At 48.0% G+C, this 13,828-nt stretch carries 10 protein-coding genes and 1 pseudogene; 3 read left to right on the top strand and 8 right to left on the bottom strand.

What is annotated here, in order from left to right:
• The 5 genes and pseudogenes from SPI9445_RS0107780 to SPI9445_RS0107760 form a co-directional block, all read right to left on the bottom strand.
• A complete protein-coding gene (locus SPI9445_RS0107780) occupies positions 1-732 on the bottom strand; it encodes a hypothetical protein (RefSeq protein ID WP_017304176.1) in 732 nt (243 codons plus the stop codon).
• Positions 733-822: 90 nt separating this feature from the next.
• On the bottom strand, positions 823-1,566 hold the full coding sequence (locus tag SPI9445_RS0107775; protein WP_017304175.1) for a hypothetical protein: 744 nt from the start codon (positions 1,564-1,566) through the stop codon (positions 823-825).
• A gap of 115 nt (positions 1,567-1,681) precedes the next feature.
• Entirely contained in the window at positions 1,682-2,194 is a 513-nt protein-coding gene (locus SPI9445_RS32035) for a uracil-DNA glycosylase (protein ID WP_083883595.1), read from the bottom strand.
• Positions 2,195-2,308: 114 nt separating this feature from the next.
• Positions 2,309-2,902 (bottom strand): annotated as a pseudogene (locus SPI9445_RS32030) (uracil-DNA glycosylase family protein); the annotation flags it as partial.
• Between the two features lie 147 nt (positions 2,903-3,049).
• Positions 3,050-3,934 carry an endonuclease/exonuclease/phosphatase family protein gene (locus SPI9445_RS0107760; RefSeq protein ID WP_017304173.1) on the bottom strand — a complete coding sequence of 295 codons (885 nt, stop codon included), beginning with the start codon at positions 3,932-3,934 and terminating at the stop codon, positions 3,050-3,052.
• 189 nt (positions 3,935-4,123) lie between these two features.
• On the opposite strand from SPI9445_RS0107760, the gene SPI9445_RS0107755 reads away from it, so the two are divergent.
• Entirely contained in the window at positions 4,124-5,281 is a 1,158-nt protein-coding gene (locus SPI9445_RS0107755) for an FAD-dependent oxidoreductase (protein ID WP_017304172.1), read from the top strand.
• A gap of 285 nt (positions 5,282-5,566) precedes the next feature.
• Positions 5,567-5,995 carry a pentapeptide repeat-containing protein gene (locus SPI9445_RS0107750; RefSeq protein ID WP_237747938.1) on the top strand — a complete coding sequence of 143 codons (429 nt, stop codon included), beginning with the start codon at positions 5,567-5,569 and terminating at the stop codon, positions 5,993-5,995.
• Between the two features lie 543 nt (positions 5,996-6,538).
• Here SPI9445_RS0107750 and argZ read toward each other — a convergent pair.
• Positions 6,539-8,659, bottom strand: coding sequence for a bifunctional arginine dihydrolase/ornithine cyclodeaminase (argZ, locus tag SPI9445_RS0107745; RefSeq protein ID WP_017304170.1), 2,121 nt, complete (start codon positions 8,657-8,659; stop codon positions 6,539-6,541).
• A gap of 414 nt (positions 8,660-9,073) precedes the next feature.
• Here argZ and mutL point away from each other — a divergent pair, with 414 nt between their 5' ends.
• A complete protein-coding gene (mutL, locus tag SPI9445_RS0107740) occupies positions 9,074-10,759 on the top strand; it encodes a DNA mismatch repair endonuclease MutL (protein ID WP_017304169.1) in 1,686 nt (561 codons plus the stop codon).
• Between the two features lie 72 nt (positions 10,760-10,831).
• Here the strand turns inward: mutL and SPI9445_RS0107735 are convergent, their stop codons facing one another.
• Positions 10,832-11,326 (bottom strand): DUF427 domain-containing protein, encoded by a 495-nt coding sequence (locus SPI9445_RS0107735; protein ID WP_017304168.1) that lies wholly within the window; start codon positions 11,324-11,326, stop codon positions 10,832-10,834.
• A gap of 91 nt (positions 11,327-11,417) precedes the next feature.
• On the bottom strand, positions 11,418-13,724 hold the full coding sequence (locus SPI9445_RS24790) for a substrate-binding domain-containing protein (protein WP_017304167.1): 2,307 nt from the start codon (positions 13,722-13,724) through the stop codon (positions 11,418-11,420).
• Positions 13,725-13,828 lie beyond the last annotated feature (104 nt).

Genomic DNA, 13,828 nt, shown 5'->3' with positions numbered 1-13,828 from the left:
CTAAAAAATCCGCTCTTGTGCAGGTTGATAAATATAGTCATAATCAAATGGGACAGGACGAATATTCCGTACAATCGAAAAGCCTAGGGTACTAACGGCATCCGTGGTAAATGTCACCATAACCAATTCTTCTAAACGTTTACCGCTGATTTTAGGCGGTTTAACGTAAAATTCCCGTTGAGAGAAAAAAGTGTTTTCATCTTTAGGGACAACTAAACCATTCACCCTTTGCGAATACTGAACAGGCTTAATATAAGTATTATAAAAATCTTCTTGATTATTTTGTAAAGAATAAAATCTTTCCTGTTGCAACCAACTCATTTGAAATAATAACTTAATCAATTCAAATCCTAAAATATAATTGAGAACATAACTTTTTTCTTCAGGACTTAAAACCAATCTTAAAGCTGCTTCTAAATACTTTTGAGGTTCTCGCCGGACATCTTGGGCAGAATGAATATAAAATTGTTTGATATATTGACGCAACACTTTATCATTCAAATTCGTTTGAATGTGAAATCCATCTAGATGGCGCTGAACTTTATAATAAGTATCATAATCTTGGATAATTTTGGCCAAAAGTCCGTCAGCCGTATATTGATCCAAAAAACTAGCTTGAATGTCTGGGGATGCCCCACATAATAAATGACAAAGCGAGAGTAAATAACGCCGTCTTTGCCAGTCTAAACCTTCCGCCCATTCTTTTGCTTCTTGTGGAACTTTTTCTAGCATAAAATCACCCTGATGTCAATTAATGGATACTAAGAAAGTCCTGGGTAAAGTCTACAATCTTGGCTGAATTTAGGCGTAATTGAGGCAAGATTAACCAAAAATGTTTTCTTCATCGGGCTTGTAAATATAGTCATAATCAAAAGGAACAGGTTGGGTATTACGGACAATAATAAAACCTAAGTTGCTGACTTCATCGGTGACAAAGGTAGCCATGACGAGAGCGACTAATTTCTGTTCAGAAATATTCGGTGTTTTCACAAAGTAATCTCGGCGAGAAAAAAACACTTTCTCATCTTTTGGGTTAACAATGCCGTTAATGCGGTGAGTATTGCGAATGGGTTTGATGTAACTATTAAAAAAGTCCTCTTGATTCGGTTGTAGGAGATAAAACCGTTCTTGTTGTAACCAACTCATTTTAAAAACAGTTTGTAACAGTTCAAAGCCCAGGATATAGTTGAGGACATAATTTTTTTCTTCGGGACTTAAGACCAGACGGAGAGCCGATTCTAAATAGCGTTCTGGTTCTCGTCGCACATCTTGGGCAGAGTGGACATAGAATTGCTTAATATAGTGTCGGAGTAGTTCTTTATCCAGTTGGGTGGGGATGCGGAAACTATCGAGATGGGCTTGAACTTTGGTTTGGGTGTCGTAGTCTTGGAGGATTTTGTTAATTAAACCATCGGCAGTATATTCATCTAAAAATTGGGCTTGGGTTTCCGGGGGAACGGCACAAAGGAGGTGACATAAAGATAAGAGATATCGTCTTTCTTTCCAATGCAATTGTTCAGCCCATTCTCTGGCTTCTTGGGGCAGTCGATCGAGAATGTTGACCATGAAAATCCTTAAGGGTAGGCAGTAATAACGGAAGAACTCTGACAATAGTTCAGAACTGTCTCAGGACAACATGAGACAGGTTTAAGAGAGGGGGATTGAGAAGATGGCGATTTCCTTACGGAACGCTTCGTGAACGCAATTCATCAAGTTTTTGCCGGACAGCCTGAATATCCTGCCACATTAACCACTTGGGTTTTCCGGGTTCTTTGGAAGGGTTGCGTAACAAGTAGGCTGGATGAAAAATCGCCATACAGGGTCTTCCTTCCCATTCTATCCATTGCCCTCGAATCTTGGTAATGCCCTGTTTTTGCCCCGTTAAACCCCGATAGGCAGTGGCTCCGGTAAACAGGATAATTTTCGGGTTAACGAGGCGAATTTGTTCAAGTAAATAGGGTTTACAGGCCGCAATTTCTTCGGGGGTGGGGGTACGATTTCCCGGAGGACGGCAGTTATGGACGACTCCGGCCGGGGTGACAAAATTGGCGGTTTCTTCCACATCCAAACAATAGACTACAGTATCCGGATGTTGGGGGGGGAGGGGATGTTTGATTACAGGTTGCCAGTCGGTGATTTCTCCTAGGTTGTTGCTGGTGTCCCAGAGAGGATAGGGGGAGGCAGAACTCCTCACTAGGGCGGTTTCTGTCGTAATAGAGGCTAAGGTACGTTGGGGGGTTCCTGTGGCGACTAAATCCCGCAAATGGAGGTCTTCGACGGGAATCCATCCCCGACGGGTGAGGATGGGATGATCTCCGGTGGCAGTATACCCTAAGCTGTGACCGGGTAGGGTGACACGATAGAGGGTGCGATCGCCTAAACGGGATTCGTACCAGTAGGTAATCTTACGCCAGACTAACTGTTTCCTCGGGGTTACACTCAGCACTTCCCCCTCCCAACGGTGTTCTACAATCCATTGCAAGGATTGAAACCCCTGCCTTGTGAGAACAGGAGTATCTCCGGTCAAACATTTGACCATATTGGCAATATAAACATCTGTTTCTGAGTCAAGATGAACCGAGGCGAGAATTTTTTCTAGCAATTGTCCCGATTTCCCCACAAAGGGTAAACCTTGCTCATCTTCATTCTGTCCAGGGCCTTCTCCAATAATCATAATATCCCCGCGAGGATTGCCCCGTCCGAGGACAGCATGGGTGCGGGATTGACTCAATTCACAGCGTTGACACTGGTCACAATCTGCCCCAATTTCCCCTAGGGTGCTATAAAGTCCACTGGGGATAGGAATATTGGCATCGGTGGGGATTAAGTCCCATTGCACGGGGGGAGTAGGGGGGGTAATGTTGGTGCTACTAAAGAGATCAAGTTGTTCTTCGTGAGTCATGGGAAAAGTGAGTAAAAACCCCGTCCAGCAAGGAAAGGACGGATGTACAGTCTAACAGGATGCCCAAAAAGGGGGATATTTTGCCTCGCGCTGTTCTCCTGTTAGGTTCGTAGGACAATTCTAAGGAAAAATGTCAACCCTAACTTGTTAAAGTGGGTGAAGCCTTGACTTTCCGCCTCTTGTTCCTGCCTTCGAGAGCAGGGCAACTTCCGCTAAAATCGGATAATGATCACTGGGGTAAACAGGCGGTTCAGAATCCTTTAAAATTTGGCACTGTTTAACGGCAAATTTTCCCTGATTCTCCTGTAACCAAATCCAATCAATCCGATGGACTAGATCGGAATTTTCCACCCGATATTCTGCCCCGAGAAAATTATGTACGGAGTGCTGACCCGCTCTATCTTTATTCCCCGCCACTAAATAACTATCAATAAAGCCCGCTTGCCCAATTGTCTCATAAACTCCGTCTTGGGAGGTTAAGGTTTCTCCGGCTTGGGGCAGTTGCAAATAACTATTAAAATCTCCCGTTAAAATCACAGGTAGATTATTGTTATTTAAGATAACAATTTGCTGTAAAATTAGTTTAATGCCCTGTTGACGAGCTAAGATACTTTCATGATCTAAATGGGTATTAAAACAGAAAAATATCTGTTGATTTTTGACGTGTTCCAATAAAACCCAATTGGCGGTTCTGACTCTGGCTGTATCCCAACTGGCTGACCAAACCTCTGGTGTTTCACTGAGATAAAAACTACCTTGGCTTCTGAGAATAAACTGCTCCAACTTCCAGAAAATAGCATTATACAGTTCTCGTCCCGGACGATTATAGGGCAGACCTAGAAAATATTGATAGTCGTTTAATTCCCGTTGATAGGTTTCTAGGTTGCCCTGTTGCAGTTCTTGAAAAGCAATAATATCTGGGTTATATTTTTGCAAGGTCTTGATGTTAAGTGGCGCACGATTTGCCCAAATATTAACCCCGTCGTCTTTGCAACTGCCCCGAATATTAAAGCTCATGATTTTTAAGGTCATTTTGCTCCTCCTGAATCCTTAAACGAGTTTCGGCTCTACTATAACAATTCTCAGTAACTTATGGTGGAGCTATTTCATAAATGACCCCGACCCTTAGATTCAGGTAAGAATAATTAATAAATGACCTAACAATTATAATGAGTTCCCCCATACAATATGGGTTAAAGTTCACAGATAGGCGTTAAATTAATGAAACAACTGCTTTTAATTGGCGGAGGTCATAGTCAGGTAATTTTTCTGAAACAATGGGTTAAAACCCCTCTGCCGAATCTCCGGGTTATCCTGATCAGTAATGTAGTCTATACTCCCTATTCTGGGATGTTACCCGGTCATGTTGCCGGATTCTATCGCTACGATGAAACTCATATTAATCTGCCGCGTTTATGTGGGTGGGCTGGGGTGGAATTCCGCTTAGGGGAAGCGGTGGGCTTGGATTTAGCCCAAAAACAGGTTCTCGTGAGGTCAGTCCATGCCCCCAATATAGCCCCAGACGGGCAGGCTGAAACTCTTGCTTTTGACTGCCTTTCCCTTGATATTGGTAGCACGCCAGCAGCTAATCAGGTGCGGGGCGCAGCACAATATGGCGTTCCTGTCAAGCCTGTGCCGCAATTTCTGACCCGGTGGGAGCAGATTTTAGAACAAATCCAAGGGGATGGGGGGCGAGATTGGCAAGTGGCGATTGTGGGCGGGGGGGCGGGAGGGGTGGAGTTGGCGTTTAATCTGCAAGGGAGGGTGAAGGCGGCCGGGGCGGGCGGTTGCAGGTTTCACCTTGTCCATGGGGGCCAGAGGTTGATGGGGGGACATAATTCTTGGGTGAGTCAACGGGTGACGCAGCTATTGGGGGCGCGTCAGGTGCAGTTACATTTAGGGGAAAGGGTGGGGGAGGTGACGGGGGATGAATTGCGGTGTGATTCGGGGTTGAGGATTGCCTACGATTTTGTGTTTTGGGTGACTCAGGCCTCTGCGCCCTCTTGGTTGAGGGATGGGGGTTTGGCGACAGATGGGGCGGGTTTTATGCTGGTGGGGGATACGTTGCAGTCGGTGTCTCATCCTTTTGTGTTTGGGGCGGGGGATATTGCGACGATGGTCAATTATCCGCGTCCGAAGGCGGGGGTGTTGGCGGTGCGTCAGGGGAGGCCGTTGTTTGAGAATGTGGGGCGTTGGCTGGGGGAACGTCCGTTAAAGCCGTTTCGTCCCCAACGGCACTATCTGGCGTTGTTGGGGACGGGGGATTATTGCGCGATCGCCTCTTGGGGTCCATTAGGCTGGCATCACCCCCTACTCTGGCGTTGGAAGGATTACATTGACCGTCAATTTATGGCGCAATTTATCCCAGACTCCCCCTGAGAGGACACTAGAGATCAGAGGGGATCAAGGGGATTCCCAAATTTTTTTCATCCTGTCCGAAATCGCCCCTGTTGTTTTTGTAGGGGTAAAGGAATGCTCGTTCTGCTCAGAATAACTATTGTTACAAGCTGAGTCATAGATTTGAGGTTCATTAAGAAAATCGGTATCATTAAATTGAGGGTGCCAATGAGTGCCGATTGTTGAAAAGTAAGGGAGATACCTATTATGCTAACTCGCAAACTGTCCTGGATCATCGCTCCCCTCACATTGGCTGCAACTGTTGCTATGGCAAGTCCGACTAGGGCTTATGATCCTCATGACGTGCAAACTTTGTTATTAACAAATATCTGTCCGGGGTGTGATTTATCCGGTGCAAATCTTTCTCAAGCCCATCTCATAGGGGCTGATTTAAGAGGGGCTAATTTAGAAGGTGCAATCCTCATTGAAACGAATTTAGAAGGGGCTGACCTCACTGGTGCAAATTTAAAAGGGGCTACTCTCAATCAAGCTTTTTTAACGGATGCCAGTTTAGTGGCAACTGATTTGAGTGGGGCTGATTTTACCCAAGCTATTCTTTACAATGTGGATGTCAACGGTGCAATCATGGATAATATGATTGTCACGGATGCTCAAATTTTTAACACGGATATTCCCCTAGGGATTGGTGGGGATATTGAACAAGTGGATCCTGAACAAGTGCCGTATAACCGATAAGGGGCTAGTTTTTACGCTTCACGGGATGAGAGAACAATCAAAAAACCCGGTTGCTGTTGGGTGGTATGCCCTCAGCCACCGGGTTGTTCTTTTCACTGGTTCTTTTCACCGTGAAGACTATCTAGGGTCTGCTGAATAAGTCCGAGAGTTGGGGAATCGGGAGTCGGGAGTCGGGAGTCGGGAATAGGCAATCGTGCCAGTTTTAGATGATCTGTTCCCTGTTAAGAGTTCCCTGTTCCCTTGTTGAGCCTAGCATCTGGTGTTATTCAGCAGACCCTATCTAGGGTCTGCTGAATATCCCTCTAAGCAGTGTTACTAGGACTTTTAGCCGTTTTAAGAGCAAGAAACTGTAAGGTTTTAGGGATAAATCATCAAAAAGGCTTGCCTTTTTCCGATTCCCCTTCCTGTTCCCCGTTCCCTGTTTTCCACCCAGAGTAGAGTTATATTGCTACGCAACGCTTCGCGTTTGCTACGCAACGCTTCGCGTTCGCGGAGCGTCACGAAGTGAACGCGAAGCGTCACGAAGTGAACAGCAAGCCCTATCTATTGTACCGTTTGAGACAGGGGATAGGGGTTGGTGAGTTGATCTAACTGTTTGACTAACAGGCTGAGGAATAAGCCCACATCGGTGACAATGCCGACGGATTCCACAGAACCGCGATCGCTTAATTTGGTCACAACGGCGGGGTTAATATCAACGCAGACCATTTTCACCCCGGCCGGAGTCATGTTCCCTACCCCAATAGAATGGAGCATGGTAGACAGCATCAGGATCATGTCCGCCCCTTCAATTAACCGGGCATACTCCGCTTGAGCTTTCAGTAAGTCCATGTGGGTGTCGGGCAGGGGGCCATCATCCCGAATCGATCCCGCTAAACAGAAGGGGACGTTATTTTTCACGCATTCATACATAATGCCCTGAGTTAAGAACCCTTGTTCTACGGCGTTGGGGATGTTGCCATAGCGACGAATGGCGTTAATCACTTTCAGGTGGTGGCGGTGTCCTCCGTGGACGGGAACGCCTTTTTTCATGTCTACGCCCAAGGAAGTCCCCATGAGGGATTGTTCCATGTCATGAACAGCGATCGCATTTCCCGCTAATAAAGCCTGCACATAGCCCTCCCGAATCAAGCGGGCGAGGTGTTCACTGCCCCCGGTATGAATGACCACCGGGCCAGCTGTAACTACGACTTTACCGCCTTGGTCGCGGATATGGCGCATTTCCCAAGCGATTTGTTCCACCAACAATTCCACCCGGCGCTCACTGGATACCCCAGATCCCATAAAGGTGAATTCTTCTTTAGTCCCCCGTTGATCTCGGCTTTCGGGTTTGCGGACAATGCGAATGCCTTCCACTCCGACAACGACTTTTTCCCCTACTTCTAAATCGCGCAGAATCTTACAACGGGCGGTTAAACCGTCGGGGGTTTGGCGAATGGCGATCGCACCATCCATGCGTTGATTCTCCACTCGCACCCACTGGCCGTCAATGCGGACTTCTGTCGGATAGATCGTCGTCACATAGAAATCATCAGGTGCCACACCCGACTGGATGACATCTTCTAAAATCGCGTTCCGTTCCTCAGTCGGGACATCTACAGCCCCCAATTCAATCAACTGGGTCATGATTTCTTCCATGACCTCATGATCCGGTGCTGTGACGCGCACTTCCGCCCGGGAGGTGCTTTGGCGTTCGGCCCCGAGATTAAAGTTTAAGACCTTGAAACTGCCGCCTTTTTCCACTACCGTATCTAACACCCGGTTCATAATCCCGGCATCGAGGAGATGGCCTTCGAGGTGGATATTGCGACTTTCCACGGTAACGCGGGCGTGGAGTTCTTCCCGTACCGGTTCCGTCGTGCGGAGGGTGAGGCACTTGGACGCGCCCCCTGCTTTAAGGAATTCCGTTAAGGGGGTTTCCATGACGGTGTATCCGACCTGGCCGAGTCGTTGTTTTAAATCCTCACTGGCTTTGTTTAAAATAACGACCTGGTGGATATTGACCGCATTACAGGCAAAATTCACCGCGTCCGGTTCTGCGATCGCAATCCGTTTATCCGCCGGGACTCGACGCTCGATTAACAAATTGGAATAGGCATCAAAGGCCGGAGGATAGTACAGTAAATAACCCCCCGTTAAGGGGCAGAAGCAAGTATCTAAATGGTAGAACCGACTGTCAATTAAACGCAGGGAGAGAACTTCAATATCCAACCATTCGGCAATCAGGGGGTGGGAATCCAATTCCGTGCGGAAGCCATAGCCCGCCCATAACCAACGACCCTCACGGTCTAATAAAGCATCCCCAGCCCCTTCAAAAGGTAAGTCCGCCGGCAATTCAAAGACCTTATAACCATTGTCTTCAAACCATTGTTTGAAATGGGGTTCTTCCCCTTGCCGTTCTTTGTGCAGAAAGCGGCTCAAAACCACCTTATCACCCAAAACTAAGCCCGCATTGGCCGTGAACACCATATCCGGCCACCCTTGCACGGGATCCACCAGGTCAACAATGGCATGATCTTTAATCAGATGATAGAGTTTATCCCATTGTTCGTTAGCGCGATCGCGGGACGATTTATGAATATTCCCCTCCATCCAAGGATTAATGACGTAATCTACGTCATAGTGGCGAGGAGAACACATGAGGAAGCGGAGCAAATCGGTCATAATTTACAATGTAAGAGGGTGTGCCACACTCTAGATAGCTTGTATACGCGCAAGACAAGCAGCCTAACTCTAAGATGAATTAGGCTGCTAAATACTGTCAAAGCAACTTTTCATTATAGATTGTTTATTGGGCTTTAGTCAATGATTCATGCTCCCGAATGAATTCCTGTTTGTTCGTTTAATTGTGAGTAGGCAATCAAGGCAATCTATTATGAATCCTTGGGGTTTGGGTTGTCACTCCTGAGAGAAGTCAAGGCGGCTTTAATAACAAAATAGAGCGCAGAAATAACGGTAGTTTTTTTAAAAATATTTCTAATAATTTGTTGTATAATGGAATTATATTAATTCAGATTTTTTTCAAAAAAAGACCTGACAAACGTGAAGAATTGATGACCAATGGCAAATAATTGATTTATGCACTTTTCTATTCAACCTCTGCCCCCTGAAGTTATTGATATTATTGCAGCAGGAGAAGTCATCGACTCTCTAACGGCCGTCGTGCGGGAATTAGTGGAAAATGCCATTGATGCGGGGGCGACTCGTTTAGTGGTGAAAGTCGATCCCGATTTGTGGCGGGTACAAGTAGCGGACAATGGTCAGGGGATGACTCGGGAGAATTTGCGGTTGTGCGCTCATCCCCACAGTACCAGCAAGATTTTCACCTGTGAGGATTTGTGGAAAATCACCAGTTTGGGCTTTCGCGGGGAGGCTTTACATAGTATTGCCCAACTGTCGGAGTTGGTGATTTTAAGTCGGGTGCAGGAGGAGGACGATGTAGGCTGGCAGATGACCTATAATCAGCAGGGGGAGGGGGTAGCCGAGGAAGTGGTAGCCCTTGCTCCGGGAACCGTGGTCACAGTGTCGAATCTGTTTGGCAATGTACCCGTCCGTCGTCGGGGTTTACCTTCCCCCCCCCAACAACTGGCGGAGGTGCAAACCCTGTTACAACAAATGGCACTCTGTCATCCGGGGATTCATTGGCAAGTGTGGCAGGGGGAGAAACTGTGGTTCAAAATTAGTCCGGGGGTAAATACCCAGGAAATTCTCCCCCAACTCTTGCGACGGATCCAACCCAGTGATCTACAATTTCTCCGCTTAACGGTAGACTCTCCAGAGGACTCGGAAAAGGCACATTTTGACCTCCTGCTGGGTTTACCCGATCGTTGTCACCGTCAACGTCCTGATTGGGTGAAAGTGGCCGTGAATGGTCGTTTTGTGCGATCGCCTCAACTGGAACAAACCCTGATCACCGCCTTCAATCGTACCCTACCCCGCGATCGCTATCCCCTCTGTTTTCTTCATCTGCGCCTCAATCCCCAGCACATCGACTGGAACCGTCATCCTGCCAAAACTGAAATCTACCTCCATCATCTCGACTTTTGGCGAGAACAAGTTAGCCAAGGAGTAGAACAGGCCTTGCGGATTAGTCCAGCCGAATTAGGGCAAACCGCAGAAAACCAGCGTCTGGGGCAACTCTTAAAAGCCGCAGAAAGCACCACCCCCTACCATCTCAACCGGGAAATCCCCCCCCCAACCGCCTCCAGGGCCGCCATTCACCTCATCCCCTTAACCGTTGTCGCCCAAGTGAATCAAACCTATATTGTGGCCGAACATCCTCATGGAGTGTGGTTGATTGAACAACATATCGCCCATGAGCGAGTGTTATATGAGCAATTACAGGACACTTGGCAACTGATTGATCCAGAAAGTCCAGTGATTTTAAACAATCTGCAAACCAAGCAGATCGAGCAATTAGAGCGCATTGGTTTAGAAGTAGAGGCCTTTGGGGAGCAGATGTGGGCTGTGCGGACAGTACCGGCTCCCCTACTGCATCGTGGGGACTGTCGGGAGGCACTGTTAGAACTGAGTTGGGGAGGAGATTTAGAAACCGCCCAAGTCGCCACCGCTTGCCGCAGTGCTATCCGTAACGGTACCCCCTTAAGTCTTTCGGAGATGCAGGCCCTCATTGACCAGTGGAAAGTAACCCGTAATCCTCGCACTTGTCCCCATGGTCGTCCTATTTTTCTGGCTTTAGAAGAGTCTTCCCTCGCCCGTTTTTTCCGTCGTCATTGGGTGATTGGCAAGAGTCACGGTATTTGAACAAAAAGAGCGACGCACTCCCCGATACAGGGATATGTAATTGACCTTCAAGATGGCCTCTTGCCAACTCCGCTACCAACCCCAAGTTCCGGGTTCTCCTTTGAAGGGTCCTACAATATCCGAGGTAATCCAACCGCCATAAAATCCCCCGGCTTGAGGTGTAACTAATTCATCATTAACATAACAAGCATCCATTAAACCCGCGAAAAAACTATAGTATCCTTGGAGAGCTATAAAAGGGGGACTGGTTTGATAACATTGCCATCCTGCATTTTGAATCAGTTTTTCTCCAATCCTGACATCAATATATTGATAATAGCCTTTCCATTCACAAAATCCTTTTTTCGCGTTCCCCATCAGATACTCCAGCTTAATATCTTCTGGGGGGAAATAATAAGTCGGGGGGTGACTGGTTTCTAAAACCCTTTTACCTCTTGTGGTTTCGGCTAAAATAATCCCCTGACAGATGATTTTCAGGTGTTTAGATGTATCTTCCCAGCGAGCAGGACGGGGATAGTCCCAAACAGACTCTTGACCGGGTTCGGGGGGAATAGGACGAGGTTTCATGATTCAGGTTTAGATTGACTAGATTCTATTTTGCACTGATTCGAGAGGCAAACTCAAGGCTTGGGTGATTTCTTGAGTTTTGGAGAGTAGATCAGTGTTTTGGCGTGAATCCCGCCCTTTCTAATAACTTTTGGGCTTCCTGAGTTCTGAACATTTCTGCTAACCGATCTCCAATGGGAGGGCGACTATTATCTAAGGGGTAGATAATCGAGATGGAGTAGGCTAGAGGATAGTCTCCCCCCCGTAGGGCGGCCATGTTTAAACGGTAACTGCCTTTGTCATTGCAGAGATCAATGTTGGGTGTGATGGGGGTGCCGTCATTCTGGACGAGGGGAGAAACGCTGGAGGTGCGACCCGTATCACCAACTAGGGCGAGGGGATAGACGGAACACTGCCCAAAGACTTGGCTTAAGCTGGCAAAACCAATCGCCCCAATTCCTGAATCCTCAAAGTCTTGGAGAATCTCCCGTAACATGGTAAAGGTGGGGCGGGTTTGGATGGGACTGGCTAGGGCGGTAAAACTATCAGCGTTGGGGGTGCGCTCTTGTCTGGTGAGGGCGCGGAATTGGGCGATCGCATCTGGGGTTTGTAAAACCCGCTCTTCAAACAGACGCAAGGCTTCCGGGTCTTCGGGAACATACAAACGCACGGGCAAGCGCGGCCCCCCTAACTGTTGCCAGTTGTCAATTTCCCCTAAATATAATTGTCGCAATTGAGCAAAGGTAATCCGTCCCCCCAAGGCATTGGGTAAACTTTGGGCGCGTTGCGCATAACTAAACGGTACAATAAGCGCTAACCCATCATAGGCAATGACATCCGCTCTCAGGTTGGAGGGTAAAGCAACAGGAGCATTTTCTCCCACCACACTACTCACGGCAAAATCGAGGCTGTCCCGTTGTAAGAGTGTGAGAGTTCGTTCCCAACTGTCTACTTCTTGATGCTCTAACTGGATGTTCGGCTGTTGAATTTGGATCTCCTCCTGAAAACTGTTCCGTCGTAGGACTAAATTGGGCTGACGCATCAGGTAGTGGCCAATACTTTGGGGGGCTGTAGTATAACGAAAACGCCCCCGAGGTACTGCCGTTACTTCCCCAATACAACAGGGCAAGGGAACAGGGCTTTGGCTTTGGGGTCTGCGTCCTAACCACCACCACAGCCCCCACCCCCCCAAGGCGGCTAAAATCAACACCAAGAGTAATCCTTTCCAGCGTCCCGAGGAGGGGGTGTCTTCTTCTTCTCCTTCTCGGTCTTCCACTTCGCTTAAAATATCGGGTTCTGGGGGCAGATTTAACAAGGCTTTGCGGGCTTCTAAAGCGTTGGGAAAAGGACTTTCTAGCCCCAAGAGACGGCGAATAATTTGTTGGAGGGGGCGATCGCGAGGCAGCCAGTTTTCCCCTTGCCGAGGGTCTAAGGGCTTGCCATTTTTATCCACGGTGCGCCCAGCGAGGAGATAAAAGCCCACATAGCCTAAAGCCACTAAATCCTTGGCGGGAGAGTAGTTCCCCGGCGGGGTAGTCGGGGGTAAAAATAAATCCTCCCAGAGGGTGAGATCACAAACATAAATATAAAATCTCTGTTCTTCGGGCAAGACTCCCCCTTGTAACGGGGAAATCAGCAATGTCTCTAAACTTAACTGCCCATGAACTAAACCCTGTTGAATTTGTCCCGAGGGGAGGGTGAATTTTTGACCATGGAGAGAGGCTAAGGTTTGCAGAACTTGGCTTAAAATGTGCCGCACTTGGGCTGGGGGGAGGGGACCCCGTTCTTTGAGATAATCCAACAGGGTGGGGTAGGCTTCAATTTCCCCCTGACTGACTAAATAACAGCGTGCCTCGTTGTGGTCGCTAATGGTGTCCCAAGGCTCCACTAAGCGTAAATTATGAATACGACCATCGGCTAGTTTTAGCCCCCCTCGCAACATAAACACCTCTTTCCGTTGGCGAATTTCGAGGGCGCTAAACCCTTGAGGGGGTAACACATACTCCCGAATGATCACAGGTTGATCATTGCCCATCTGTACCCCTTGATAGAGGCGACCTTTGCCCCGCACCCCTAACACCCTGAGAATGCGATAACGGCCCCGTACCCCCATAATGTCCGATTGTTCAGCTAGGGGGGGAATCAGGAGATAGTCTACCCCCGGACGAGAGGGCAGTACGGCAACGGGGCTGATGGCTTCGGCGGTTTCTTCTTCCTCTTCTTCCCCTTCCTCTTTGCCCGTATCTCGGACTAACTCCTCTAGAAATGGTACTAACCAGCGAAACCGCACGGGAACGAGCATATAGAGGTGATAGAGGAAGGTGCTGGAAAAGAAGCCGAGGCGACCCGCGACCCGGCCTTGTTCCCGTTGAGCAATTTCTCGGCCGATTTTGTTCAGCTTGCGTCTGTTGCGTACCACGTTCCCTGCTCCTGCTCTCCTGTCTGCCCTTTGATTGTGGCAGAGCGATCGCCCTTTGTTGTATTAGCCAAAAGATTAGTTTTGAGCCGAACGATAGCGGGGGA

It is taken from the genome of Spirulina subsalsa PCC 9445 (genome assembly GCF_000314005.1).
Classification (GTDB): domain Bacteria; phylum Cyanobacteriota; class Cyanobacteriia; order Cyanobacteriales; family Spirulinaceae; genus Spirulina_A; species Spirulina_A subsalsa.
Note: the sequence above shows the minus strand (reverse complement) of the source record. Positions and strands in the feature narration are given on the sequence as shown.